This window comes from Thauera sp. JM12B12 (assembly GCF_039614725.1).
GTDB lineage: Bacteria > Pseudomonadota > Gammaproteobacteria > Burkholderiales > Rhodocyclaceae > Thauera.
In genome coordinates this window covers 404,736-429,601 of record NZ_CP154859.1, presented here as the reverse complement: position 1 = coordinate 429,601, position 24,866 = coordinate 404,736, and the positions used below count along the sequence as shown (strand labels likewise).

Annotated in this window: 22 protein-coding genes; 6 read left to right on the top strand and 16 right to left on the bottom strand. The window is 69.4% G+C overall.

All coding sequences use genetic code 11. The features are described 5' to 3' along the window. Nucleotides 1-5: 5 nt before the first annotated feature. Nucleotides 6-257, bottom strand: a complete 252-nt coding sequence (locus AAG895_RS01855) for an accessory factor UbiK family protein (protein WP_345793869.1) — start codon at nt 255-257, stop codon at nt 6-8. Between the two features lie 262 nt (nt 258-519). On the opposite strand from AAG895_RS01855, the gene AAG895_RS01850 reads away from it, so the two are divergent. Genes AAG895_RS01850 through amt form a run of 3 tightly spaced genes read left to right on the top strand, consistent with a single transcriptional unit; the run spans nt 520 to nt 2,939 of the window. Beyond that, nucleotides 520-1,227 (top strand): TorF family putative porin, encoded by a 708-nt coding sequence (locus AAG895_RS01850; protein WP_345793868.1) that lies wholly within the window; start codon nt 520-522, stop codon nt 1,225-1,227. 36 nt (nt 1,228-1,263) lie between these two features. Further along, complete coding sequence (gene glnK, locus AAG895_RS01845) at nt 1,264-1,602, top strand: P-II family nitrogen regulator (protein WP_345793867.1); 339 nt, start codon at nt 1,264-1,266, stop codon at nt 1,600-1,602. A 14-nt stretch (nt 1,603-1,616) separates the two neighbouring features. Then, the gene (gene amt, locus AAG895_RS01840; protein ID WP_345793866.1) at nt 1,617-2,939 is read left to right on the top strand and encodes an ammonium transporter; all 1,323 of its coding nucleotides are present in this window, start codon (nt 1,617-1,619) and stop codon (nt 2,937-2,939) included. Between the two features lie 114 nt (nt 2,940-3,053). Here the strand turns inward: amt and AAG895_RS01835 are convergent, their stop codons facing one another. From AAG895_RS01835 to thrH, 6 genes are all read right to left on the bottom strand, one after another. Next, the gene (locus AAG895_RS01835; protein ID WP_345793865.1) at nt 3,054-3,398 is read right to left on the bottom strand and encodes a cupin domain-containing protein; all 345 of its coding nucleotides are present in this window, start codon (nt 3,396-3,398) and stop codon (nt 3,054-3,056) included. A gap of 7 nt (nt 3,399-3,405) precedes the next feature. After that, nucleotides 3,406-3,897: a thioesterase family protein gene (locus AAG895_RS01830; protein WP_345793864.1), complete on the bottom strand. Its 492-nt coding sequence runs from the start codon at nt 3,895-3,897 to the stop codon at nt 3,406-3,408. Nucleotides 3,898-3,965: 68 nt separating this feature from the next. Further along, complete coding sequence (locus AAG895_RS01825) at nt 3,966-5,762, bottom strand: acyl-CoA dehydrogenase C-terminal domain-containing protein (RefSeq protein WP_345793863.1); 1,797 nt, start codon at nt 5,760-5,762, stop codon at nt 3,966-3,968. Between the two features lie 219 nt (nt 5,763-5,981). Then, on the bottom strand, nt 5,982-7,349 hold the full coding sequence (locus AAG895_RS01820) for an aspartate kinase (RefSeq protein ID WP_345793862.1): 1,368 nt from the start codon (nt 7,347-7,349) through the stop codon (nt 5,982-5,984). Between the two features lie 135 nt (nt 7,350-7,484). Further along, the gene (gene purU, locus AAG895_RS01815) at nt 7,485-8,360 is read right to left on the bottom strand and encodes a formyltetrahydrofolate deformylase (protein ID WP_345793861.1); all 876 of its coding nucleotides are present in this window, start codon (nt 8,358-8,360) and stop codon (nt 7,485-7,487) included. Nucleotides 8,361-8,462: 102 nt separating this feature from the next. After that, nucleotides 8,463-9,074, bottom strand: coding sequence for a bifunctional phosphoserine phosphatase/homoserine phosphotransferase ThrH (gene thrH / locus AAG895_RS01810; protein WP_345793860.1), 612 nt, complete (start codon nt 9,072-9,074; stop codon nt 8,463-8,465). Between the two features lie 181 nt (nt 9,075-9,255). On the opposite strand from thrH, the gene AAG895_RS01805 reads away from it, so the two are divergent. Continuing rightward, nucleotides 9,256-10,473 carry an HD-GYP domain-containing protein gene (locus AAG895_RS01805; protein ID WP_345793859.1) on the top strand — a complete coding sequence of 406 codons (1,218 nt, stop codon included), beginning with the start codon at nt 9,256-9,258 and terminating at the stop codon, nt 10,471-10,473. 87 nt (nt 10,474-10,560) lie between these two features. Here AAG895_RS01805 and AAG895_RS01800 read toward each other — a convergent pair whose 3' ends face one another. Next, on the bottom strand, nt 10,561-12,492 hold the full coding sequence (locus AAG895_RS01800) for an ATP-binding cassette domain-containing protein (protein WP_345793858.1): 1,932 nt from the start codon (nt 12,490-12,492) through the stop codon (nt 10,561-10,563). 224 nt (nt 12,493-12,716) lie between these two features. On the opposite strand from AAG895_RS01800, the gene AAG895_RS01795 reads away from it, so the two are divergent. Further along, nucleotides 12,717-13,379, top strand: coding sequence for a hypothetical protein (locus tag AAG895_RS01795; protein WP_345793857.1), 663 nt, complete (start codon nt 12,717-12,719; stop codon nt 13,377-13,379). Nucleotides 13,380-13,416: 37 nt separating this feature from the next. Here AAG895_RS01795 and AAG895_RS01790 read toward each other — a convergent pair whose 3' ends face one another. The 8 genes from AAG895_RS01790 to AAG895_RS01755 form a co-directional block, all read right to left on the bottom strand. Further along, nucleotides 13,417-14,040 (bottom strand): 2-hydroxychromene-2-carboxylate isomerase, encoded by a 624-nt coding sequence (locus AAG895_RS01790; RefSeq protein WP_345793856.1) that lies wholly within the window; start codon nt 14,038-14,040, stop codon nt 13,417-13,419. A 44-nt stretch (nt 14,041-14,084) separates the two neighbouring features. Beyond that, the gene (locus tag AAG895_RS01785; protein WP_345793855.1) at nt 14,085-14,969 is read right to left on the bottom strand and encodes a DMT family transporter; all 885 of its coding nucleotides are present in this window, start codon (nt 14,967-14,969) and stop codon (nt 14,085-14,087) included. Between the two features lie 53 nt (nt 14,970-15,022). Next, a complete protein-coding gene (locus AAG895_RS01780; protein WP_345793854.1) occupies nt 15,023-15,907 on the bottom strand; it encodes a DUF6279 family lipoprotein in 885 nt (294 codons plus the stop codon). Nucleotides 15,908-15,971: 64 nt separating this feature from the next. Beyond that, nucleotides 15,972-16,733: a DUF1043 family protein gene (locus AAG895_RS01775; protein ID WP_345793853.1), complete on the bottom strand. Its 762-nt coding sequence runs from the start codon at nt 16,731-16,733 to the stop codon at nt 15,972-15,974. A gap of 25 nt (nt 16,734-16,758) precedes the next feature. Continuing rightward, a complete protein-coding gene (locus AAG895_RS01770) occupies nt 16,759-17,766 on the bottom strand; it encodes an FAD:protein FMN transferase (RefSeq protein ID WP_345795354.1) in 1,008 nt (335 codons plus the stop codon). Nucleotides 17,767-17,930: 164 nt separating this feature from the next. After that, a complete protein-coding gene (gene gshB, locus AAG895_RS01765) occupies nt 17,931-18,947 on the bottom strand; it encodes a glutathione synthase (protein ID WP_345793852.1) in 1,017 nt (338 codons plus the stop codon). Between the two features lie 18 nt (nt 18,948-18,965). Beyond that, a complete protein-coding gene (gene gshA / locus AAG895_RS01760) occupies nt 18,966-20,267 on the bottom strand; it encodes a glutamate--cysteine ligase (protein ID WP_345793851.1) in 1,302 nt (433 codons plus the stop codon). A 103-nt stretch (nt 20,268-20,370) separates the two neighbouring features. Continuing rightward, a complete protein-coding gene (locus AAG895_RS01755; RefSeq protein ID WP_345793850.1) occupies nt 20,371-20,844 on the bottom strand; it encodes an Lrp/AsnC ligand binding domain-containing protein in 474 nt (157 codons plus the stop codon). Nucleotides 20,845-21,051: 207 nt separating this feature from the next. Between AAG895_RS01755 and putA the strand changes: the two genes are divergently transcribed. Then, nucleotides 21,052-24,780 carry a trifunctional transcriptional regulator/proline dehydrogenase/L-glutamate gamma-semialdehyde dehydrogenase gene (putA, locus tag AAG895_RS01750; RefSeq protein WP_345793849.1) on the top strand — a complete coding sequence of 1,243 codons (3,729 nt, stop codon included), beginning with the start codon at nt 21,052-21,054 and terminating at the stop codon, nt 24,778-24,780. Nucleotides 24,781-24,866 lie beyond the last annotated feature (86 nt).

The window sequence follows — 24,866 nt, the reverse complement described above, 5'->3', positions numbered from 1 at the left end:
CGTCCTCAGGACTTGTCGCCGCCGGCGAGGCGCGCTTCGAGTTCGGCGACGCGGGCCTCGAGCTCGGCCAGCTTCTCGCGGGCGTGGGCGAGCACCTCGCGCTGCACCTCGAATTCCTCGCGCGTGACCAGATCGAGCTTGCCGAGCGCGCCGCCGAGCATGGCTTTGGCGTTCTTTTCGATGTCGCGCACCGGACTGTTGGCCGCAATTTCGGAAAGCTTGGCGCCGATTTCGTCGAGGAAGCGGGGAGTGCTCATGATCGCCTGCGGAAAGGTGTGAAGACGGCGCAAAGTCTAGCACGCCGCTCGTCCCGCACCGGAATAGCCCCCTGCTCGGGGCGACATGCACCACTTCAGTGCATTGCGACCCAGTTTCGTGCGCGAAACGATTGCGCAGCGCAACAAAAACGCCTGCCACTCCACTCCAAACGCCCTAAGCACAAGGCATCTGCAAAGCTGGCACACGATCTGCTTAAGGGTCCTCGTCACGCATTCCGACACCCTTTCCCAGGAGATGATCATGAAAACCAAGACCGCCGCTGCAACGCTTGCCACCCTCCTCGCCGCCCTGCCCTTCGCCGGCAGCGTCCATGCCGAGGACAGCCCGATCGCCGCCAACGTCGGCCTCGTCTCCGACTACGCCTACCGCGGCTACAGCCAGACCGACGAGCGACCGGCGCTGCAGGGCGGCTTCGACTACGCCCACGACAGCGGCCTCTACGTCGGCGTGTGGGGCTCGAACGTGTCCTGGCTGTCCGACAGCAGCCCGAACGTCAGCAACAGCCTCGAGATCGACATCTACGGCGGCTACAAGGGCAGCGTCGGCGCCATCGGCTACGACGTCGGCCTGCTGCAGTACTACTACCCGGGCAGCTATCCGAAGCCCTACAACAGCCCGAACACGCTCGAGGGTTACGTCGGCCTGTCGTGGGAGTTCCTGTCCTTCAAGTACTCGTATGCCTTCACCGACCTGTTCGGCTACACGAATTCCGACGGCAGCCAGTACTACGACCTGAGCGCCGCGGTCGATGTCGGCTACGGCGTCACCCTGGGCGCCCACGTCGGATACAACGACATCAAGGGCCAGGACGACTACACCGACTGGAAACTGAGCGTCTCCAAGGAGTTCGTGGGGCTGAACTTCGGCCTGCACTACGTCGACACCGATGTGAACAACAGCGACCTCGCCGACTCGCGCGTGATCCTGTCCGTCAGCAAGAGCTTCTGACAACGCCCCCGGCATCAAACGCAACCGGAGAACACCATGAAATTCATCGCCGCCATCATCAAGCCCTTCAAGCTCGACGAAGTGCGCGAGGCGCTGTCCGCGATCGGTGTGCAGGGCATCACCGTCACCGAGGTCAAGGGCTTCGGCCGCCAGAAGGGCCACACCGAGCTTTACCGTGGCGCCGAGTACGTCGTCGATTTCCTGCCCAAGGTGAAGGTCGAGGCCGCGATCCCCGACGACATCCTCGACCAGGCCATCGAGGCCATCGAGAAATCCGCCGCGACCGGCAAGATCGGCGACGGCAAGATCTTCGTCTTCGATCTGGAACAGGCCATCCGCATCCGCACCGGCGAGACCGGCTCGGACGCGCTGTAAGGGAGAACCGCAAAATGAAGAAGCTCTTCGCATTCCTGCCGGCTGCAGCCCTGCTCGCCGGCGCATCGGGCGGCGCCTTCGCCCAGGAGGCCGCCGCCGCCGCGGTCGAGGTCAACAAGGGCGACGTGGCCTGGATCATGACCTCCACGCTGCTCGTGCTGATGATGGCCCTGCCCGGCCTGGCGCTGTTCTACGGCGGCCTGGTGCGCGCCAAGAACATGCTGTCGGTGCTGATGCAGGTGATGACGGTGTTCTCGCTCAACGCGCTGCTGTTCGCGATCTACGGCTACAGCCTGGCCTTCACCGAAGCGAGCCCCTTCATCGGCTCGCTCGACAAGGTCTTCCTGTCCGGGGTGACGATCGACTCGCTCGCCGACACCTTCACCGAGACCGTGAAGCTGCCCGAGTTCGCCTTCATCGCCTTCCAGGCCACCTTCGCGGGCATCACCGGGGCGCTCATCGTCGGCGCCTTCGCTGAACGCATGAAGTTCTCGGCGGTGCTGATCTTCTCGGTGATCTGGTTCACCCTGTGCTACCTGCCGATCTGCCACATGGTGTGGGGCCCGGGCGGCTACCTGCTCGAGGACGGCGCGCTCGACTTCGCCGGCGGCACCGTGGTGCACATCAACGCCGGTATCGCCGGCCTGGTGGGCGCCTACATGGTTGGCAAGCGCATCGGCTACGGCCGCGAGTCGCTGGCGCCGCACAGCCTGACGCTGACCATGGTCGGAGCCTCGCTGCTGTGGGTGGGCTGGTTCGGCTTCAACGCCGGCTCCAACCTCGAAGCCACCTCGGGCGCCGCGCTCGCCTTCATCAACACGCTGGTCGCCACGGCCGCTGCGGTGCTGGCCTGGTCGCTCGGCGAGGCGCTGCTGAAAGGCAAGCCCTCGATGCTGGGTGCGGCCTCGGGTGCGGTCGCCGGCCTGGTGGCGATCACCCCGGCCTGCGGCTCGGTCGGCCCGATGGGCGCGATCGTGATCGGCACGCTGTCGGGCTTCATCTGCATCTGGGGGGTGAACGGTCTCAAGCGCATGCTCGGTGCGGACGACGCGCTCGACGTGTTCGGCGTACATGGCGTGGGCGGCATCGTCGGCGCGATCCTGACCGGCGTGTTCGCGGCCCCCGCCCTGGGCGGCACCGGTGCCGAGGACTTCTCGATCGCCTCGCAGGTGTGGATCCAGACCTGGAGCGTGATCGTGACCGTGGTGTGGTCGGCGGTGGTCGCCTTCGTCGCCTACAAGGTCGCGGATCTGCTGGTCGGCCTGCGCGTGCCGGAAGACGAGGAGCGCGAGGGTCTCGACACCACGGCGCACGGCGAAGCGGCCTACCGCTACTGAGCGTCACTCGCCGGGGTCCTCCTCCTCGGACCCCGACTTTCCACGGCGCCCCTCGGGGCGCCGTTTTTCATGGGCGCCCCGGGCCCGCCAAGTGCCGCCGGAGGCGGCTGCAGATCAATCGCCGGGGCTGCAATGCACCGCCAGCCACATCGCATCCGCCGAGGTGGACTCCACCCGGTGGCGGCGATGGGCAGGGATCGCGATCCAGTCGCCCGACGCCAGGCTCACGGCTTCACCGTCGGCGAACAGCAGCACCGCCTCGCCGCTCAGCAGCACCACCCATTCGTCCGCATCCTGGTCGTACCAGTCGCCGGGCGCGCTGGCGTGGCCGTGGGAGACGATGCGCTCGATGCGGCAGCGCGAATGGGAGAACAGGGTCTGGAAGATCTCGCCGCCCGCAGGCGGCGGCAGCTCGGCGAACAGCTTGCCGCGAGGGCTGGCGGGGGCCTCTGCGCTCATTCCGCACTCACGACACGATGTACGCCGCAGCGCCGGTGGCGAGCAGCCTGCCATCGGCGTCGAGAAAGCTCATCCGCGTCGATGCAACGCGCGAGCCCAGGCGCAGGACCTCGGCCTCCATGCGAAACGCCTCGCCGATGCCGGGGCGCAGGTAATCGATGCGCAGATCGATGGTGCCGAGCTTGCCGAAACGGTGCAGGCGCTGGAAAGGCGGCTCGTCGAGATGGCGGGCGCCGATCGCGGCCATCACCGCCAGGCCACCCATGGCGTCCAGGCAGGCCGAGATCACGCCGCCATGGATGCGGTTGTGCAGGAAATGTCCCACCAGTTCCGGTCGCATCTCGATCCGCCCGCTGGCCCGCACACCGTCGATATCGTCGATGCGCAGGCCGATCAGCGCATTGAAGGCGATCTTGTGCTCGAAGATCTCGCGCACCCCGGCGATGAACTCGGGCTCGAACTGGACCGGACCTTGGGGGGGACTGGGGGTTTTCGACATGCGTGAGCTTCTCCTTGCATTCCGGGTGGGGAGCCGGAGCCCCGGATCGCGGGCCCCGGTCATGGACCTCAGCTCAGCGCGGCATCGGTCTCCATCAGCGCCGCGCTGCCGGCTCGCGCCAGCCGCATCAGCGTGGCCGTCTCCGGGAACAGGCGGGCGAAGTAGAAGCGCGCGGTCTGAAGCTTGGCAGTGTAGAACGGGTCGGTGCTGCCGGCGGCGATCTTCTTCAGCGCCACCGCAGCCATCCGCGCGAAGAAGTAGCCGAATACGAAGTGGCCGGCCACGCGCAGATAGGGGACCGCGGCGGCGCCCGCTTCGTCCGGGTCTTGCAGGGCGCTGGCACCGATCTCGGCGGTGAGCTCGAGCAACTGCTCGCCGAGCTCCGCGAGCGGGGCGGTAAACGCGGCCATCGCCTCGTTGCCGCTCTCGTCCTGCAGCAGCGCGCCGACCAGGCGGCCGAAGGTCCGCAGCGTTGCGCCGGCGTTGCCGAGCACCTTGCGCCCGAGCAGGTCCAGGCTCTGCACGGTGTTGGTGCCCTCGTAGATCATGTTGATGCGGGCATCGCGCACGAACTGCTCCATGCCCCATTCCCGGATGTAACCGTGGCCGCCGAAGACCTGCATGCACGCGTTGGTGGCGGCGAAGCCGTTGTCGGTGACGAAGGCCTTGGCGATCGGCGTGAGCAGCGCGAGCAGCTCGGCGCTGTCGCGCCGCACGGACTCGTCCGGATGGTGCAGTTCCGTGTCCGCCAGCACCGCGCAGAAGCACAGCAGCGCGCGTGCGCCTTCGGCATACGCCCGGGCGGTGAGCAGCATGCGGCGCACATCGGGGTGCACGATGATCGGATCGGCCGGCTTGTCGGGGGCCTTGGGCCCCGAGAGGCTGCGCATCTGGATGCGCTCCTTCGCGTAGGCGAGCGCGCTCTGGAAGGCGACCTCGGTCAGCCCCAGGCTCTGGTTGCCCACGCCCAGGCGGGCGGCGTTCATCATCACGAACATCGCCTGCAGGCCCTTGTTGGGCTCGCCCACCAGGGTGCCAAGCGCGCCCTCGAGCACCATCTGGCAGGTGGCATTGCCGTGGATGCCCATCTTGTGCTCCAGGCCGCCGCAGTGGATGCCGTTGCGCGCGCCGAGGGAGCCGTCGGCATTGACGAGGAACTTGGGCACGATGAAGAGCGAGATCCCCTTGCTGCCCGCCGGCGCGTCGGGCAGGCGGGCGAGCACCAGATGCACGATGTTGGCGGCCAGATCGTGCTCGCCGGCGCTGATGAAGATCTTCTCGCCACTGATGCGGTAGCTGCCGTCGCCCAGCGGCTCGGCGCGGGTGCGCAGCAGGCCGAGGTCGGTACCGCAGTGCGGCTCGGTCAGACACATCGTGCCGGTCCATTCGCCGCTGGTCAGCCGCGGCAGATAGAGCGCCTTCTGCGCGGGCGAGCCGTGCGCATGAAGGGCCTCGTAGGCGCCGTGGGACAGCCCGGGATACATGGCCCATGCCTGGCTGGCGCTGTTGAGCATCTCGTAGAGACATTGGTTGAGCGCCAGGGGCAGGCCCTGCCCGCCATGCTCCGGATCGCAGGCAAGCGCGGGCCAGCCGCCCTCGACGTACTGCGCGTAGGCCGCCTTGAAGCCCGTGGGCGCGCGCACCTCATGGGTTGCGCGGTCGAGCGTGCAGCCTTCACGATCGCCGCGGGCGTTGAGTGGAAAGACGACCTCGGCGGCGAACCTGCCCGCCTCCTCCAGCACGGCGTTGACGGTGTCCACATCGAGCTCGGCATGTAGCGGGCAGGCCTTGAGCTGGCCGACGGCGTCGAGCATTTCGTGCAGAACGAACTGCATGTCGCGCAGGGGCGGGGCGTACAGGGGCATCGCGGGTCTCCTCCGGGGAATGGGCGATGGCTGCGACGGAGGCCGTCATCGCTGATTCAAACGTTCGTTTATTTTATCCGGCCATAAGTGGCTGTCAAACGCTCGTTTGATTCCTCCCATGCGCGGGCGCCCGCCCGCGTCGTCCGCCCAAAACGACGGAGGCGACCCACAGGTCGCCTCCGTCCTTGCATCCGTGCGCCGCCGACGGCGCGCTCGGGCTCAGGCGAGCGGCACCGGCGTGCCCGGGCTGACACACAGGGTGTGGTTGAGGGCCACGATCGCCTTCTTGTAGTCGGCACGCTCGATGATGAACTGCATGTTCACCTGACGCAGGGTCTGCGACACGCAATTGACGTTGACCCCGGCATCGGCGAGCGCCTGCGCCGCGCGCGCGAGCACGCCCGGAATGCTGATGTTGGAACCGATCGCGCACACGATCGCGCTCGGCTTGACGGTGACGATCTCGTAGCGCGCCTCGAGCTCGGCGATCAGCGCGGGCGTCACCGAGCTCTCCCACAGCACGTGGGCGATCGAGTTGGCGTTGGTGGCCTTGAGGATGTAGGAGATCTCGTGCCTGCAGAAGATCTCCATCAGCCCCAAGTCGAAGCCGACGGTACCGACCATGCTCGGATCGTGGATCTCGACCAGGGTGACCTTGTCGCTGCCGGTGACGATCTCGACGCGCGCGCGCTCGCCGACGAAGTCCTTGGTGATCAGCGTACCCGGGTGCTCGGGCTCGAAGGTGTTCTTGAGCCGGATCGGGATGCCGGCGAGCTCGATCGGCTTGGCCGCCTTGGGGTGGATCGCCTCCATGCCGACGTCGGCCAGCTGGTCGGCGACGTCGTAGTTGGTGGCACCGACGATCACCGCGTTTTCCAGACCGACGATGTTGGGGTCGGCGGACGACAGGTGGAATTCCTTGTGGATCACCGCCTCGCCCGGGCGCACCTCGACCGCGATCTTGCTGAAGGTGACCTCGGAATAGCCGCGGTCGAACTCGCGCATGATGCCCTCGGTGCCCTTGGTGTAGCCGGTGGCGACGATGACGTTGCGCTCGATGTCGAGGCCCTTGAAGCTGTTGTGGATACGCTCGTCGATCGACCACGCCATGTCGTCGTGGAAGCCCGCGAGGTCGAGCAGGAGGGCCTGCACGCCGTTCGCCTTGAGGATCTCGACGCTGTTGAAGGCGCTGTGCGATTCGCCGATCGAGGCCAGCACCTCGCGCGCCGCGAGCAGCACGTCCTGGCGGCGGATGTAGCCGCTGGCGAGCACGTGGTGCATGGCGTCGAGGTACTTCTTGACCTCGCCGATGCGGGTATCGACGAAGGCATCGGCGACGTCCAGCGGCAGGCCCAGCTCGGCGAAGCCGGCATTCAGCTTCTTGAGGCTGACGGCAAGGCCGTCGAGCGCGGCGTGGTAATCGGCACCGTCGGCGAACAGCGCGTAGATGCCCGGCTCGCCGGTCTTCTTGTGCTCGAGGAGTTGGTTGGTCACGCCGGAATAGGCCGACACCACGTAGATGCGGCCGTAAATGCGCGACTTGTCGTAGAGCATGATGTGGCGCAGCACGTCACCGAACGCCGACATCGACGTCCCACCGATTTTTTCGACCGAGACCAAGGATTTCCCCGAGCTTTGCATGACCTGTGTTCCAGTTCTGGTTAGAGATCGACAGAAACGCGACATCTTATTGATTTCGCGCGCGAATGGACATAGGCGCGTTCAGCGGAAGACCACGGTCTTGTTGCCGTGCACCAGCACGCGGTCCTCGAGGTGATAGCGCAGGCCGCGGGCGAGCACGGTCTTCTCGATGTCCTTGCCGTAGCGCACCATGTCCTCGACCGCATCCGAGTGATCGATGCGAATGACGTCCTGCTCGATGATCGGCCCCTGGTCGAGGTCGGCGGTGACGTAATGGCAGGTGGCGCCGATCAGCTTCACGCCCTTGGCATAGGCCTGATGGTAGGGCTTGGCGCCGACGAAGCTGGGCAGGAAGCTGTGATGGATGTTGATGATTCGCCCGGGATAGGCGGCGCACAGCTCCGGCGACAGGATCTGCATGTAGCGCGCCAGCACCATGGTGTCGCCGCGCACTTCCTCGAAGATGCGCCGCACTTCGGCGTACGCCGAGGCCTTGTTGTCGGCGCTCACCGGGACGTGGTGAAAAGGGATGCCGTGCCACTCGACGAAGCCGCGGAAGGTGTCGTGGTTCGAGATCACGCACGGGATCTCGATGTCGAGCTCCTTCGACTGCCAGCGCGCGAGCAGATCGTACAGGCAGTGCTCCTGCTTGCTCACCAGCACGACGACGCGTTTCTTCACCGCGGAGTCGCTGATCTTCCAGTCCATCTCGAGTTCTTCGGCGAGCGGACGGAACTTCTCGCGGAACTCGGCGAGGTGAAAGGGCAGCGAGGCGGCCTTGATCTCGATGCGCATGAAGTAACGCCCGACCTCGCCCGCCTCGAGCGGCGGCTCGGCGTGCAGCGAGGTCTCGAGAATCCAGCCCTTGTGCTCGGCGATGAAGCCGGAGACCTTGGCGACGATGCCGACACGGTCGGGACAGGAAGCGGACAGGGTGTAGAAGCGTTCGCGATGCATGACGGAGTACTGCCGAGGTTCGTTGGAGAGGCTGAGCCCCCATGGGGGCGGCGAGCGCAGCGCGCGGGGGCCGCACGACTCGCCGAACGGCTTTTGCCAAGCTCAGGCGACTTTGGCAAAAGCCTTGTCGATCTCGGCGCGCAGGCTGGCGTAGTCGCGCACCACCGGATACTGAGGGAATTCGCGCACGACGTTCTCCGGCGGGTGGAACAGGATGCCGCCGTGGGCCTCGCCAAGCATCGCGGTGTCGTTGTAGGAATCACCCGCGGCCACGACCTTGAAGTTGAGCTCCTTGAAGCGCTTCACGGCTTCGCGCTTCTGGTCGGGCATGCGCAGGTGGTAATTCACCAGGATGCCCTCGGCGTTGGCCTCGAGGCTGTGGCAGAACAGCGTCGGCAGGCCGAGCTGCTTCATCAGCGGCTTGGCGAACTCGTAGAAGGTGTCGGACAGGATCACCACCTGGTAGGCATCGCGCAGGTCGTCGAGGAACGCGCGCGCGCCCTCCATCGGCCCCATGCTGGCGATGACCTCCTGGATGTCGGGCAGGCCGAGCTTCTTCTGCGCCAGGATGTCCAGGCGGTACTTCATCAGGGTGTCGTAGTTGGGCTCGTCGCGCGTGGTGCGGCGGAGTTCCGGGATGCCGGTACGCTCGGCGAATTCGATCCAGATTTCGGGGACCAGCACACCTTCGAGGTCGAGACAGACGATACGCACCGCTAGCTCCTGGGGGCAGATTCGGGAAAGCCGGGATTCTATCAGCCCGTCGGCGCGCAGGCGGCGGTCAAGCCGTGCTCCGCCGCCGTGGCAAAGTTCTCGGCCGCGTGCGGGGGAGTGCACGCAAGACCGATCCGGCGCACCATAATCCAATCCAGGCATATCGCTCCGACGCTCGCCCGTGATCAAGCGCATCCCCGTCGCCTGGCTGCGGCCCGGCATGTACGTCCATGACCTCAACTGCGGGTGGCTGCAGCACGACTTCGTGCGCAACCGCTTCCTCGTCAAGGACGAGGAAGCGGTGCGCAAGGTGCGCGGAATCGGCGTGGCCGAGATCGTCATCGACACCGAGCGCGGGCTCGATACCGACCCACTCGCCGACGCCACCGAGGCGGCCGAGCCCGAAGCGCCCGAGCCCGAGGCGCCGTCCGAGGCTCGTGCGAGCAAATCGCCGCCCGCCGCCACTGTGGCCACCACGAGGCCCGGCGGTCGCGAGGATGCCCGCCAGTTGCATCGCGAGGCGAACCAGATCGTGCGCGACATGCTGGTCGACGTCCGCCTCGGCAAGCAGGTCGAGCTCGAGAAAATCGAGCCGCTGGTCGAGCGCATCGTCGATTCGATCTTCACCGACCAGGGCGCGCTGCTGCCGCTCGCACGCCTGAAGCAGCACGACAGCTACACCTTCCAGCACTCGGTGTCGGTATGTGCGCTGATGACCGCCTTCGCCCGTACGCTCGAGGTCCCGCGCGACGTGATCCGCGAAATCGCCATCGGCGCCCTGCTGCACGACGTGGGCAAGGCGCGCGTGCCGGACGAGATCCTCAACAAGCCGGGCAAGCTCACCGACGCCGAGTTCGAGCACATGAAGAACCACGTCGTGCAGAGCAAGATCATCCTGCAGGCGACGCCCGGCATCAGCGAGATCGCGCTGGACGTCGCCGCCCAGCACCACGAGCGTTTCGATGGCAGCGGCTACCCGAACAAGCTCGCCGCCGATCAGATCAGCCTGTATGGGCGCATGGCGGCGATCGTGGACGTGTACGACGCGATCACCTCGGAGCGCGTCTATCACAAGGGCATGGCGCCCACGCAGGCGCTGCGCAAGCTGCTCGAATGGTCGGCCAAGCACTTCGAGCCACGCCTGGTCAAGGCTTTCATCCGCTCGGTCGGCATCTATCCCACGGGCGCGCTGGTAAGGCTCGAGAGCAGGCGCCTCGCGGTCGTTCAGGCCCAGAACGAGGACAAGCCGATGGAGCCCCGGGTGAAGGTGATCTTCCACACCGCGGGCCACTATCTGCGGCCGGAGGAGATCGACCTGCGTCGCTCGCAGGACCGCATCGTGGGCTACGAAGAGTTCGCCGACTGGGACATCGACCCGCTGCGCTGGCTGCCGCAGTAGGGCCGACGCGGCAGCCAGGCCCGGGCGCCGCGGCTCGGAGCGACACCCGCCGCGCTGCCGCGCTCGACCCCCGGCGCCCGCCCCGGCTCAATCCGCCGGAATCGCCTCCAGCGCCTCGTGCAGTTCCAGCCAGCGCAGCTCGGCCTCCTCGATGCGCCCGGCGAGCTCGGCCTGGCGCTTGTTGAGCGCCGGCACCTCGCCCGCCTGTGCGCCGGTATAGAGCGCCGGATCGGCAAGCTTCGCGTCGATCTCGGCCTTCTCCTTGTTCCACGCCGCCAGGCGCTTGTCGATCTGCTCGATCTCCTTCACCAGCGGCCGGCGCGCCAACAGCCGCGCCTGGCGGTCGGCCGCGGCCTGGGCGCGGTCGGCCTTGCGCGCCGCCTTGTCGGCCACCTGGTCGGGGCAGGCCGCGGCGGCGGCGACTTCGGCGCGGCGGCTGGCGAGCCAGTCGCGGTAGTCGTCGAGGTCGCCGTCGAAGGGCTGGATGCGGCCGCCGTCGACCAGCAGGAAGCGGTCGCAGGTGGCGCGCAGCAAGGCGCGGTCGTGCGACACCAGCACCATCGCGCCTTCGTAGTCCTGCAGCGCCATGGTGAGCGCGTGGCGCATTTCCAGATCGAGGTGGTTGGTCGGCTCGTCGAGCAGCAGCAGATTGGGGCGCTGCCAGATCAGCAAGGCGAGCGCGAGGCGCGACTTCTCGCCGCCCGAGAACGGCCCGCAGGGCGTGGTCGCCGGGGTCGAGGTGCCGCCCACGCCGTCGCCGCGGAAGTCAAAGCCGCCGAGGTAGTCGCGCAGCTCCTGCTCGCGCGTCTGCGGGTCCAGCCGAACCATGTGCTGCAGCGCGGATTCGTCCGGACGCAGGGTCTCCAGCTGATGCTGGGCGAAGTAGCCGGTGGCCAGCCCCTTGCCCTCCAGGCGGCGGCCGCTGGCGAGCTGCAGCTCGTGGGCGAGCAGCTTGATCAGGGTCGACTTGCCGGCGCCGTTGCGTCCGAGCAGGCCGACGCGCTCGCCCGGGCGCAGGGTCAGCGTGATGCGCTCCAGGATCGTCTTGTCGCCGTAGCCCACCGCACCGTCCTCGATCTGCAGCAGCGGATCGGGCGCCGGCGGCGCGTCGCGGAAGGCGAAGCTGAAGGGCGTATCGACGTGCGCCGCGGCGATGCGCTCCATGCGCTCGAGCGCCTTAATCCGGCTCTGCGCCTGGCGCGCCTTGGTCGCCTTGGCACGGAAGCGGCGGATGTAGTCCTCCATGTGCGCGATCTCGCGCTGCTGCTTCTCGAACATCGACTGCTGCTGAATCAGGCGCTCGCCGCGCTGGCGCTCGAAGTCGGAATAGCCGCCGGTGTACAGCGCGAGCTTCTGCTGCTCGATGTGGGCGATGTGGGTGACGCAGGCGTCGAGGAACTCGCGGTCGTGCGAAATCAGCAGCAAGGTGCCGCGGTAGTCGCGCAGCCAGGCCTCGAGCCAGATCACTGCGTCGAGGTCGAGGTGGTTGGTGGGTTCGTCAAGCAGCAGCAGGTCGGAGCGGCACATCAGCGCCTGCGCCAGGTTCAGGCGCATGCGCCAGCCACCGGAGAAGTCCGCCACCGGGCGCTCGATGTCCGACTGCAGGAAACCCAGGCCATCGAGCAGGGCGGCCGCGCGCGCACGCGCCGCGTAGCCGCCGATCTCGTGCAGGCGGGCGTGGAGTTCACCGATATGGGCGCCATCGTGGGCGGCTTCCGCGGCGGCGAGCTCGGCCTCGATGCAGCGCAGCTCGGCGTCGCCGTCGAGCACGTAGTCGATCGCCGGCTGCGCCAGCCCGGGGGTTTCCTGGGCGACGTGGGCGATCACCCAGCCGGGCGGCATGTCGAGGTCGCCCTGGTCGGGGTGGAGCTGGTCGCGCAGCATGGCGAACAGGCTGGACTTGCCGCTGCCGTTGGCGCCGGTGAGGCCGACCTTCCAGCCGGGGTGGATCTGCAGCGTGGCGGCCTCGATGAGGACCTTGGCGCCGCGCGCGAGGCGCAAATTGCGAAGACTGATCACGAACGGATACACGGCCACGGGGCCGCGGGCGGTTGCAAAGGCGCTATTCTACGCGCCGACCGAATCGATCCCGGAAGCTGCCACGCATGTTCCGTCTCCGCCTTCTCGACGCCCTTATCGCCCCCCCCCGCCGCTTGCCGCACGGCCCGGCCGGCAGACACTTTCCGAGCGCGACGCTGGATGAGCGCACGTGCAGCTCCGCTGCCCCGCCTGCCCGCAGGCGCATGAGCCTCGCTGGCGGGCTCGCAGTCGGCCTCTTCGCCTGCATCGTCGGCCTGCCCTCGGCCGCGCGCGCACAGGCAGATGACGCCGCCAGCCGCGCCGCCGAACGCGCCCGCGCCCAGGCGCTCGAGGCCGAGGGCAAGGCCCTGCGCGCCCAGGCCGAAGCCACCTACGAGGCGACCATTCCCGCCTGCCAGGCCAAATTCCTCGTCAATCACTGCATCGACCAGGCCAAGAAGGCGCGCCTGGAGACGATCCAGCGCGCGCGCGAACTCGAAGCCGAGGCCCGCCGCCTCGACCTGGCCGAACGCCAGCGCGTCGCCGCCGAGGCCGGCGCAAGGGCGGAGCGGCCGCTGACGCCGGCGGCACCCACCGCGCTACCGCAGACGCCCGCCGCCGCGCCCTCGTCGCCCGCCACCGACGCCCGCATCACCCCCTCGCCCGAAGCCGAACGCATCCGCGCCCGGCGCGAGGCGGACACCCGCGCTGCCGAAGCCGCGGCCGCCCGCCAGCGCGCCGCTGCCGACGCCGAGCGCGCCGCCGAGCGCCGCAAGGCCGAGGAAGACGCCGCCCGCCGCGCCCAGCAGGCCGCCGAGGACCGCGCGCGCTACGAGGAACGCATCCGCAAGTACGAGCAGGAACAGGCGCAGAAGAACAAGAAGTAAGGCCGCCGACCCCGCGCGAAAGGGCAAGGCGCGCACGCTAGCCCGCTGCGCGCGCTCCCTCGGCATTCGTCACCGCCCACGCGAGCGCGTCGTCGAGCCGGTCGTTGCCCCAGAACAGCTCCTCGCCGACGCGAAAGCTCGGCGCACCGAACAGGCCCAGCTCGGCCGCACGCTCGGTCTGGCAGCGCAGCGCGAGCTTGTTGGCATCGGCCTGCGCGCGCGCCATGACCTCGTCGGCCGGCAGCGCAAGGGCATGGAGGATGTCCTCGATCACCGCTGCCTCGCCGATCTCGCGATCCTCGGCGAAGTTGGCGGTCATCACCGCGCGCGAAAAGGGCGCCACCCAGCCGTCCTCGACGCCGACCAGCGCCACCCGCGCCGCGAGCAGGCCGTTGCGCGGGAAGCGGCTCGGCCGCCGGAACGGCAGCCCCTCGCGCGCTGCCAGGCGCTCGAGGTCGCGCCACATGTAGCGCCCCTTGGGCGGATAGATGTTGAACGGCGAATCGTTCCAGCCCAGCGCGAGGAACACCGGGCCGAGCAGGAAGGGCTTCCACGCGACCTCGACACCGGCGGCCTGCGCCGCGCGCTCGATGCGCATCACCGACAGATAGGAATAGGTGCTGGCGAACTCGAACCAGAACTCGATGGCGGGACGGGACATGGCGGTGCTCCTCGGCGCGGGATGGACCTCCTCACTATAGGCGCTCAGGACGGCCGGTTGGCTACCCAGATGCCGCTACCGACGAGGAACAGCGCCGCAAACACCCCGAGCGTGAGCGGCTCGCCGAGCAGCACGCCGCCGGCGAGCACGCCCATCACCGGGGTGAGGAAGGAGAACGACGAGAGCCGGGTCGCCGGATACTGGCGGATGAGCCAGAACCAGCCGAGGTAGGACGCGCCCGCCACGATCACCGCCTGGAAGAACAGGTTTCCCCAAACCAGCGCGGTGGGTGCGAACACTCCCGGCTCGCCGAGCGCGAGCGACAGCGGCGGCAGCACCGCAGCGGACACCCCGAGCTGGTAGAGCAGGGTCTTCTCGGCCGCGGCACGGGCGAGCGCGCTGGCCTTCACCGTCAGCGTGGTGGCGGCCCACAGCGCAGCAGCGCAGAAGATCATCAGGTCGCCCACCCAGGCGCCGTCCGCAGGCGCGAAGAGATGCTCGCCGAAGAGCACGAGCACTCCGGCGAAGGCGAGCGCCATCCCCGCCCATTGCGCGCGCCGCATGTGCTCGAGCGGCAGCAGCCAGAGCGCGCCGAGGGCGACGAAGAAGGGCGCGGTGTACAGGAAGATCACCCCGCGCGAGGCGGTGGTGTGCTGCAAGCCGAGGAAGATCATCGCGAACTCGGCGGCGAACAGCAGGCCGGCGAGCAGGCCGGGCACCAGGGTGCCGTCGCGCTCGAAGAGCCTCACACCGCGCAGCCAGGCCCAGGCGAACACGATCGCGCTCGCACCGATCGAGCGCAGTCCCGCCTGCCAGACCGGCGAGATGCCCGCGCTGGCGAGCTTGATCGCGACCTGCTGCAGGCCCCAGATCGTGCAGAGCAATACCATCAGGCCGATCGCGAAGCGATCGAGTTCGTTCTTGTGCATGCCGGGCGCTTCGACGCCGGCCGGCGTCGAGGAGGAGGATGGGAGGCCGCGGATTATCGGCCGTCGAGCGCCGAAAGGCGAGTCGGCTCGCGGCAGGAGAGCCCCTCGAACTGGGTTGCGAGGGCGGCGACCTCCGCCACCAGACGCTGGCGCTGGGCATCCGTGGCGGTGTTGAAGAGATCGGCGAGCAACTCCAGTGTAAGCGCGCGATTGTGCGCCACGGCCGCGCGATGCGCGGGCGCCCACCGGAACTCCTGGGGGGCGAGCAGCGCGTCGAGACGGGTGCCGAACGTACGTGCATCGGCGCGCAGTTCCAGGGCGGCGAGCAGTTCGCCCTGCCAGCGCGCACGGTTCGCCAGCCAGGCCTCGGTGGTGGGCTGCAGTGCATGGCTCCAGGCGGCGATGCGGTCGCGCTGAGCGGGCGTCATGCGCCCGAACCAGCGCTGCAGCCGGCTCTCCATCCGCCTCACACGATCCGCGTGCTGCGCCTCGACGCTGCCGCCGAGGTACTCCTCGCGCGCCTCGCGCTCGCGGCGGGCGAAGGCCTGGGCCAGCTCATCGACCTGCTCGGGCGTCAGGCCGGCGAGCAACACGCGCGCATCCGGCGCCAGCTGGCCGAGCACCTCGCGCCACCAGCCTTCTGCGCGCTCGAGATAGGGGGCGAGCTCGGCGGCGTCGATGCGGGATCGGGCGAGCAGGCCCTCGGCCTCGCGCAGCGTCGACGCGTAATCGCCGAGATGGGTGCGGCAATGCCAGTCGAGGCGGGCGGCGAGGCGCGCGTCGAGCGCGCTGCGCTGACCGGCGTCGAGGGTGACGTAGTCGCGCAGATACCAGGGCACCAGCCAGTCGAGCTGGGTATAGGCGAAGCGCAGGCTGCAGCCGCCCAGCACGAGGGCGGTGCACAGTGCCAGCAGGATCGGGCGGGCCGTGGCGAACATGCACCGTGGGACGCAAGGCCCGCGCGGAAGTTCGTCGGCACGACGCCGGCGAGGCGCAGGCGGCTCAGTGCGCGTCCGTGCGAGCGCCGGGAGCCGGGCTGGCGGTGGCGTCGGGGTCGAAGCCGCCGCCCTCGGCCCGGCGCACGATCGCGTCGGCATCGTCGGCGACGGGGTCGGCACGGACGGGCTCCTCCGCGACGACGGGCTCCTCGCCGAGCGCCTGCACGCGGACCGACGCGGACTCGGCGGCGGGCGAAGCCTCATCTTCCGCGCGAGTGGATCCGGGTTGTTCCGCCGCGTCGTGTGCAGCAGCGGACACGGTCGCGGACGCCGCCGGCTCATCCACGGCTTGAGCACCGGCGGCCGCGATGTCGGCCGGTGGCGCATCGGCGGCCGTCTCGGGCGCATCGCTGGCAGCCTCGGCGACGCCTGCAGCCGCTGCGGTGGCGGCGACCCCCGCCACCGCAGCGGCGCCGAGCAGCGTGCTGCCGCCCTCGCGCGCGCCGCCGACCAGCAGCGCATCCACACGCTGCTGGAAGAGCGCGCGCGCCGATCCGGTCGACAGCGTCTCGTAGCCGCTCGACAGGTGCTCGAACAGCTCCTTGTAGGACCCGGCCATCGACACGAAGAGGGTGGCGGTCTTGTCGAAGTGCGCCTCGACGTTCTTGCGATACGTCTCGACCTCCTCCTGCTTACCGCGCAGTTCGGCCTCCAGTTCGTCGATGCGCGCCTTGGTGCCGGCGGTGCTGCGCCCGATGAAGAAGGCCACGACGCCCACGATGACGACTGCGGAGATGGCGATCAGCCAGGCGGTTTGCGGTGTCATGTCCATTTTCTTTCCTCCCTCGTTGTCAATCGACGACCGTCACCTCGACGGGTGCCGGGAACTGCAGCCGCGCGCGCAACGCACGGGTGACCTCGACGCGGCCGTCGGCCGCCACGCGCAACACGTGTTCGATGCCGAATCGGCGCGTATGTTCGCGCCATTGGTCGCCCGCCAGGTAGGCCGGCTTGCTGGGTGCGTCAGACAGCGTGCCGGCACCGGCGCGCGCAGTGATGAGAACGGTCAGCGACTGCGTGCCGCGCGCGGGCTGCCCGGTGCGCGGATCGAGCAGGTGGGCGTAGCGCTCGCCGTCGAGCTCGAAGTAGCGCTGGTAGTCGCCCGAGGTGCCGACCGCCTCGCCGTCGTAGAGCGGCAGGGTGGCGAGCGGCGCCGGCGCGCGCGGATGCTGGATGCCGATCCGCCACGGCTGGTCGCCCTTCTTCCCGAGCGCCATGACGTTGCCACCGATGTTGATGAGCGCGTTGGCCACGCCCTGCTCGCGCAGGATGGCGGCCGCGCGATCGAGCGCGTAGCCCTTGGCGTAGCCGCCGAGGTCGAGCTGCACCGCGCGGTTGCGGCTGCTCACGCGGTTGCCGTCGATGACCAGGTCGGCCATCGACGGCGCCGCGTCGAGCAGGGCCTGCAGCTGCGCCGGGTCGGGGCGCTGCGGCACGAAGGTGTCGGTGTGAAAGCCCCAAAGCGCGATCAGGCCGCCGAGCGCGGGGTTGAACAGCTGGTCGCCGGTGGCGGCGATCTGCTGCGCGTCCCTGAGCATGGCGGCGAGCTCGTCGGACACCGTCGCGGTCTCGCCGCGCGCGATCGCCGCGTTCAGCGCGGTGAGCTCGGAGGGCTCCCAGGCGTGGTAGGCGCGGTGCAGCCGATCGAACTCGCGCAGCACCGCGCCGGCAGCGGCATCGGCTGCGGCCTGGCTGTCGCCGAACACCGCGACATCGACCCGCGTCCCGAACACGAAGGCCTCGTGCCGGAACACCTCCCCACGCGAACAGCCCGCCAGCAGCCAGACCGTCAGCAGCATCAGGAGCGCGCGCGCAAAACCGCCCATCTCCGGATCAGAATCAATGGGGTCAGACCCCATTGATTTCCGGAAGCCGCGGGCGGGTTCCGATTCGCCTGCCGATCTCCCGGACCTGATCGATCGCGTCCGCCCCCATCGGCTGCCCTGTCCGCAATGGACAGCGCCTAGGCGCATGCCTGCTCCAGCTTGTCGATCACCAGGCCGGCGACGTCGAAGCCCTGCTGCGCGGCGATCTCGACCATGCAGGTGGGGCTGGTGACGTTGATCTCGGTGAGGTGGCCACCGATGAGGTCGAGGCCGACGATCAGCAAGCCGCGCGCCCACAGGATGGGCGCCAGGTAGTCGGCGATCTCGCGCTCGCGCGCGGTGAGCGGCATCGCCACCCCGCGCCCGCCGGCGGCCAGGTTGCCCCGCGTCTCGCCGGCCTGCGGGATGCGCGCCAGCGCGAAGGGCACGACCTCGCCCCCGATCAGCAGCACGCGCTTGTCGCCCTCGGCGATCTGCGGCAGATAGCGCTGCGCCATGATCGTGCGCGCCCCCTCCTGGGTCAGCGTCTCGATGATGACGTTGCGGTTGGGGTCGTCCTTGCGCACGCGGAAGATCTGGCTGCCGCCCATGCCATCGAGCGGCTTGAGGATGACGTCGCCGAGCTCGTCGATGAAGGCCTGGATGTCCACCGCGTCGCGCGCCACCAGCGAGGTCGCCATGAACTGCGGGAACTCGGTGATGGCGAGCTTCTCGGAGTGGTCGCGGATCGCGCGCGGGTTGTTGAACACGCGCGCGCCCGCCTGCGCCGCGTCCTCGAGCAGCCAGGTGGCGGTGACGTACTCGAAGTCGAAGGGTGGATCCTGACGCATCAGCACCGCGTCGAAATCCGCGAGCGAGACCACCTGCTCGACGTCCGCGGGCGCATACCAGCGCGGATCAATGGGGTCTGACCCCATTGATTTTGATTCCGACCCGATCAATGGGGTCTGACCCCATTGATCGTGGTGGAGCCGGATCGGGAGGGCGCGGGTCCGCACGGCGCCGTCGCGCCAGGCCAGCGCACCGCGCTGCGTCGTCCACACCGTGTGACCGCGGGCGGCGGCCGCGCGCATCATCGCGATGCTGGAATCCTTGTAGGCCTTGAGTCCGTCGAGCGGGTCGAGGATGAAGAGCAACTCGAGCGTGCGGGTCATGGCAGCGTCACCTTCCCGTCACGCTGCCACCGCGTCCTGATCCTCGACCGGCGCGGTCTCCTCGATCTCGACCGAGGCTGCCAGCAGCGCCAGGCGCGCGACCACGCCGTAGGCGTAGAAGCGGTTCGGCGGCGCGTCCGGGCCCTGGGCGGCGTCGGGCATGGTGCCGCTGGTGTCGAAGGCGAGCGGCTTGAAGTGCATGCCGGGGGCGTTGAGGTTCTCGTCGCGCCCGCGCTCGGTGTGGACGCGGTAGAAGCCGCCCACGACATAGTGATCCATCATGTAGACCACCGGCTCGGCGACGCCCTCTTCCACCGTCTCGAAGGTGTGCACGCCCTCCTGGATGATCACCTCGTGCACCTGCAGGCCTTCCTTGACCACCGCCATCTTGTTGCGCTGGCGGCGGTTGAGGCCGACGACCTCGGAGGCGTCCTTCACCGTCATCACCCCCATGCCGTAGGTGCCGGCGTCGGCCTTGACCACCACGAAGGGCTCGTCGGTGACACCATATTCCTTGTACTTGGCGCGAATGCTGGTGAGCAGCGAATCCACCTGGGCCGCCAGGCATTCCTCGCCGGTGCGCTCCTGGAAGTTGATCTGGCCGCACACGCCGAACGCGGGGTTGATCCGCCAGGGGTCGATGCCGATCTCTTCCGCGAAGGCGCGCGCGACGCGGTCGTAGGCGGCGGCGTGCTTCGACTTGCGACGCGAATGCCAGCCGGCATGCAGCGGCGGGATCAGCCACTGCTCGTCGAGCCCCTTGAGCGGCTCGGGGACGCCGGCCGAGAGGTCGTTGTTGAGCAGCACGGCGCAGGGGTCGAAGTTGTCGAGGCCGATGCGGCTGCCGCTGCGTCGCAGCGGCTCGAGCGTGAGCGTGGCGCCATTGGCGAGCTCGAGCACGGTCGGCCCGGCGATCTCGGGCAGCAGGCTGCCGATGCGCACGTCCAGCCCGGTGAGGCGCAGGATCGACACCAGCTTGGCCACGTTCTGCAGGTAGAACTGGTTGCGGGTGTGGTTCTCGGGGATCAGCAGCAGCTTGCTGGCGTCCGGGCAGATGCGCTCGATCGCCGCCTGCGCGGCCTGCACGCACAGCGGCATGAAGGCGTCGTTGAGGTTGTTGAAACCGCCCGGGAACAGGTTCAGGTCGACCGGCGCCAGCTTGAAGCCGGAGTTGCGCAGGTCGGTCGAGCCGTAGAACGGCGGCATGTGGTCCTGCCACTGGGTGCGGAACCACTTTTCGATGTCGCAGGCGTTGTCGAGGAACTGGCGCTCGAGTTCGAGCAGGGGGCCGGTCAATGCAGTCGTCAGGTGGGGAACCATGGGTGTCTCGCGGGGAGGGCGCCATGCCCGGCGGGCAGGGCGAATGCTTTGGCCGGAATGTTACACCATGGCCAATGCCTGCCGCTTCGCGCGCTCGACCGGATCACGCGGTGGACGCAGGCGGACGGATGGGCAGGCAGTGCTCGTCCTTGACCACCTCCATGACCACGTAGGTGTGGGTCTGCTTCACGCACGGCAGCCCCGAGATCTGCTCGCCCATCACCCGCCGGTACTCGTTGATGTCGCGCGTGCGCACCTTGAGCAGGTAGTCGAAGTCGCCCGCGATCATGTGGCAGGACTCGATCTCGGGGATGCGGCGCACGGCATCGTTGAAGCGGCGCAGGTCGTGCTCGGTGGTACTGGTGAGCAGCACCTGCACGACGACGATGTGGCCGGCCCCCACCGCATCGGGGTCGAGCGCGGCGTGGTAGCCACGGATCACGCCGGCCTTCTCGAGCCTGCGCACGCGCTCGGCACAGGGGGTCTTGGTGAGGCCGATGCGCCGCGACAGTTCGACGATCGACAGGCGCGCGTCCGCCTGCAGCTCGGAAAGAATCTTCTGGTCGATGCGATCCATTGCGGTGCAGCAGGCGATTCGCCTGCCCCGTAGTTCAAGTTCGGGAATTATGGCTCTATAGATGCAAATTTTGGAGCCATAAACTACGCCTTTTCGCGAAGAATTCGGCCGTTCGGTCAGCGCCGAGTGCGCCCCGGGCATCGAACCCTCCCCACCCTTCGCCGCGCCCTCGCCGGGGCGCCCGTCCCGCCCCAGGAGTGCCCGGCCGTGACCTCGAACACCTTGTCGAATGCCTCCAGCCCATCGGCTGTCGATGCCGTCGCGGCCGCCTTGCCGGCCGCGCCGCGCAATGCGCTGCGGAGCGCGATCGACGCCGCCTGGCGCACGCCCGAGCCGGTCTGCGTCCCGCCCCTGGTCGAGGCCGCGCGCCTGCCCGAGGCCCTGCGCGAACCGGTGCGCACGCTCGCCCACGACCTCGTCACCGGGCTGCGCGCCACCCGTACGCGCTCCTCGGGTGTCGATGCGCTGATGAAGGAGTTCTCGCTCTCCAGCCAGGAGGGGGTGGCGCTGATGTGCCTGGCCGAGGCCCTGCTGCGCGTGCCCGACAAGGCCACCGCCGACCGCCTGATCCGCGACAAGCTCGCCGACGGCGACTGGCGCGCCCACATCGGCAACAGCCCCTCGCTGTTCGTCAATGCGGCGACCTGGGGCTTGCTGATCACCGGCCGGCTGGTGTCGACCAGCAGCGAGGAAGGCCTGTCCTCGGCGCTCACCCGCCTGGTGGCGCGCGGCGGCGAGCCGCTGATCCGCAAGGGCATGGACCTGGCGATGCGCATGCTCGGCGAGCAGTTCGTCACCGGCCGCGACATCGACGAGGCCCTCAAGCGCGGTCGCGAGCACGAGAAGCAAGGCTACCGCTACTCCTTCGACATGCTCGGCGAGGCGGCGATGACCGCGACCGATGCCGAGCGCTACTTCCGCGACTACGAGCGCGCCATCCAGGCCATCGGCGTGGCCTCGCGCGGTCGCGGCGTGGTCGACGGCAACGGCATCTCGGTGAAGCTCTCGGCCCTGCACCCGCGCTACACCTGGTCGCAGCGCGAGCGCGTGCTGGCCGAGCTGCTGCCGAAGCTGAAGACCCTGTGCCTGCAGGCCAAGCGCCACGACATCGGCCTCAACATCGACGCCGAGGAAGCCGACCGCCTCGACATCTCGCTCGACCTGCTCGAGGCGCTCGCGCTCGACGACGCGCTCGCCGGCTGGACCGGGCTGGGCTTCGTGGTGCAGGCCTACCAGAAGCGCGCGCCGCAGGTGCTCGACTGCGTCATCGACCTGGCGCGGCGCGGCGGCCAGCGCATGATGGTGCGCCTGGTCAAGGGCGCCTACTGGGACGCCGAGATCAAGCGCGCCCAGATCGACGGGCTGGCCGGCTACCCGGTGTACACCCGCAAGGTCTACACCGACGTCTCCTACCTCGCCTGCGCAAAGAAGCTGCTCGCCGCGCGCGACGTCATCTACCCGCAGTTCGCCACCCACAACGCCCACTCGCTGGCGGCGATCTTCCACCTCGCGGCTGCCGACGGCCGCGCCTGGCAGCCGGGCGACTACGAGTTCCAGTGCCTGCACGGCATGGGCGAGCCGCTCTACGACCAGATCGTCGGCCGCGCCGACCGCCATCGCCTGGTGCGCATCTACGCGCCGGTGGGCAGCCACGAGACCCTGCTCGCCTACCTGGTGCGCCGCCTGCTCGAGAACGGCGCCAACACCAGCTTCGTGAACCGCATCGTCGACGAGCGCGTGCCGGTGGAAGAACTGATCGCCGACCCGGTGGAGCAGGCCGCCGCGCTCGCCGGCGCGCCGCATCCGAAGATCCCGCTACCGGTCGATCTGTTCGGCGCACAGCGCGCCAACTCCACCGGCCATGACCTCGCCAGCGAGGCGGTGCGCGCCCGCATCGCCGCCGCGCTCGCCGCCTCGCGCACCACGCCCTTCGCCGCCGGACCGATCGTCGCCGGCCGCAACGCGGTGCCGGCAGCGGTCGCCCCGGTCGCCAACCCGGCCGACCGTGGCGAGCTCGTCGGCGGTGTCGCCGAAGCGCAGCCCGGGGACATCGCGCAGGCGCTCGCCGCCGCCAGCGTGGCCGCGTCCGAGTGGGCCGCGACCCCGGCCGCCACCCGCAGCGCCCGCCTCGAGCGCGCCGCCGAGCTGTTCGAGCGCCACGCCGACACCCTGCTCGCGCTCGCCGTGCGCGAGGCCGGCAAGTCGTGGGCGAACGCGGTCGCCGAGCTGCGCGAGGCGGTCGACTTCCTGCGCTACTACGCCCAGCAGGCGCGCAGCTTCGACCCCGCCAGCCACGTGCCGCTCGGCCCGGTGCTGTGCATCAGCCCGTGGAACTTCCCGCTCGCCATCTTCAGCGGCCAGGTCGCCGCCGCGCTGGCCGCCGGCAACCCGGTGCTCGCCAAGCCGGCCGAGCAGACCCCGCTGATCGCCGCGCTCGCCGTGCGCCTGCTGCACGAGGCCGGAATTCCGCCGGCGGCGCTACAACTGCTACCCGGCCGCGGCGAGACCGTCGGCGCCGCGCTGGTCGCCGATGCGCGCGTGCGCGGCGTGATGTTCACCGGCTCCACCGAGGTCGCCGCGCTGATCAACCGCCAGCTCGCCGCGCGCGGCGGCAACATCCCGCTGATCGCCGAAACCGGCGGCCAGAACGCGATGATCGTGGATTCCACCGCGCTGCCCGAGCAGGTGGTCGGCGACGTGCTCGCCTCCGCCTTCGACTCCGCTGGCCAGCGCTGCTCGGCGCTGCGCGTGCTGTGCCTGCAGCAGGACATCGCCGACGGCGTGCTGCACATGCTGCAGGGCGCACTCGCCGAGCTGCGCCTGGGCAACCCGGCGGACGTCCGGGTCGACATCGGCCCGGTCATCGATGCCGAGGCGCGCGACGGGCTGGAGGCCCACGTCGCCGCGATGCAGGCCAGGGGCGCCCGCGTCACCCGCCTGCCGCTGCCCGCCGAGTGCGCGCACGGCACCTTCGTCGCGCCGACCATCATCGAGATCGGCGCCTTGTCCGAGCTCGGCCGCGAGCAGTTCGGCCCCATCCTGCACGTGCTGCGCTACCGCGCGTCCGAGCTCGACGACCTGATCGACGCCATCAACGCCAGCGGCTACGGCCTCACCATGGGCGTACACACCCGCATCGACGAGACCGTCGAGCGCGTCGCCGCGCGCGCCCATGTCGGCAACCTGTATGTGAACCGCAACATCATCGGCGCGGTGGTGGGCGTGCAGCCCTTCGGCGGCGAAGGCCTGTCGGGCACCGGCCCCAAGGCCGGCGGGCCGCTCTACCTGCACCGCCTGCTCGCACGCACGCCCGGCCCGGTGCTGGCCGACGGCGCGCTCGCGGTCACCGAGGGCGACGAGACGCGCGCCGCCGACGCCGCGCGCGCCGCCTTCCTGGAATGGCTCGACGGCGCCGGCCGCAGCCTGCTCGAGGGCGACGAACTCGCCGCGCTGCGCGACCGCGCCGACGCCTGCCGCGCGCGCCGCCTCAGCGGCCTGCGCCTGGCGCTCCCCGGCCCCACCGGCGAGGACGACAGCCTGCGCTTCACCGCGCGCGGCACCATCGCCGGCGTGGCGGACAGCGCCATGGGCGTGCTGCACCAGGTGATGACCGCGCTCGCCAGCGGCAACCGCCTGCTGCTCGCCGACACCCCGGCCACGCGCGCGGTGCATGCGGCCCTGCCCGAACCCGTGCGCGGCCATGTCCGCGTGGACGCGGCCTGGTTCGACAAGACGCTCGGTGCGGTGCTGTTCGACGGCAGCGAGACCGAGGCCGACGCGCTGCGCGTGCGCGTCGCGTCGCGCCGGGGCCCGATCCTGCAGCTGCTGCAGCCGACGCCCGACTACGACCTGAGCCGGCTCGTCCATGAACGCACGCTGTCGATCAACACCGCCGCCGCGGGTGGCAATGCCAGCCTGATGGCGATGGGCGCCTGACTTGCCAGGGGAGCCAACTCGTCCGGGGGCCTGCTGCGGGAGCGGGCTTGCCCGCGAACGTGGCGCCTCTGCTAGGGCCATCACGG

Coding starts and splice junctions, on each gene's coding strand:
- AAG895_RS01775 (WP_345793853.1), bottom strand. CDS start 16,733: ATGACACCGCAAACCGCCTGGCTGATCGCCATCTCCGCAGTCGTCATC.
- AAG895_RS01825 (WP_345793863.1), bottom strand. CDS start 5,762: ATGCCCCTGTACGCCCCGCCCCTGCGCGACATGCAGTTCGTTCTGCAC.
- AAG895_RS01855 (WP_345793869.1), bottom strand. CDS start 257: ATGAGCACTCCCCGCTTCCTCGACGAAATCGGCGCCAAGCTTTCCGAA.
- AAG895_RS01795 (WP_345793857.1), top strand. CDS start 12,717: ATGAGCCTCGCTGGCGGGCTCGCAGTCGGCCTCTTCGCCTGCATCGTC.
- gshA (WP_345793851.1), bottom strand. CDS start 20,267: ATGGTTCCCCACCTGACGACTGCATTGACCGGCCCCCTGCTCGAACTC.
- AAG895_RS01785 (WP_345793855.1), bottom strand. CDS start 14,969: ATGCACAAGAACGAACTCGATCGCTTCGCGATCGGCCTGATGGTATTG.
- purU (WP_345793861.1), bottom strand. CDS start 8,360: ATGCATCGCGAACGCTTCTACACCCTGTCCGCTTCCTGTCCCGACCGT.
- gshB (WP_345793852.1), bottom strand. CDS start 18,947: ATGACCCGCACGCTCGAGTTGCTCTTCATCCTCGACCCGCTCGACGGA.
- amt (WP_345793866.1), top strand. CDS start 1,617: ATGAAGAAGCTCTTCGCATTCCTGCCGGCTGCAGCCCTGCTCGCCGGC.
- AAG895_RS01770 (WP_345795354.1), bottom strand. CDS start 17,766: ATGCTGCTGACGGTCTGGCTGCTGGCGGGCTGTTCGCGTGGGGAGGTG.
- AAG895_RS01850 (WP_345793868.1), top strand. CDS start 520: ATGAAAACCAAGACCGCCGCTGCAACGCTTGCCACCCTCCTCGCCGCC.
- AAG895_RS01830 (WP_345793864.1), bottom strand. CDS start 3,897: ATGTCGAAAACCCCCAGTCCCCCCCAAGGTCCGGTCCAGTTCGAGCCC.
- AAG895_RS01780 (WP_345793854.1), bottom strand. CDS start 15,907: ATGTTCGCCACGGCCCGCCCGATCCTGCTGGCACTGTGCACCGCCCTC.
- AAG895_RS01835 (WP_345793865.1), bottom strand. CDS start 3,398: ATGAGCGCAGAGGCCCCCGCCAGCCCTCGCGGCAAGCTGTTCGCCGAG.
- AAG895_RS01820 (WP_345793862.1), bottom strand. CDS start 7,349: ATGTCGGCGTTCGGTGACGTGCTGCGCCACATCATGCTCTACGACAAG.
- AAG895_RS01755 (WP_345793850.1), bottom strand. CDS start 20,844: ATGGATCGCATCGACCAGAAGATTCTTTCCGAGCTGCAGGCGGACGCG.
- glnK (WP_345793867.1), top strand. CDS start 1,264: ATGAAATTCATCGCCGCCATCATCAAGCCCTTCAAGCTCGACGAAGTG.
- AAG895_RS01790 (WP_345793856.1), bottom strand. CDS start 14,040: ATGTCCCGTCCCGCCATCGAGTTCTGGTTCGAGTTCGCCAGCACCTAT.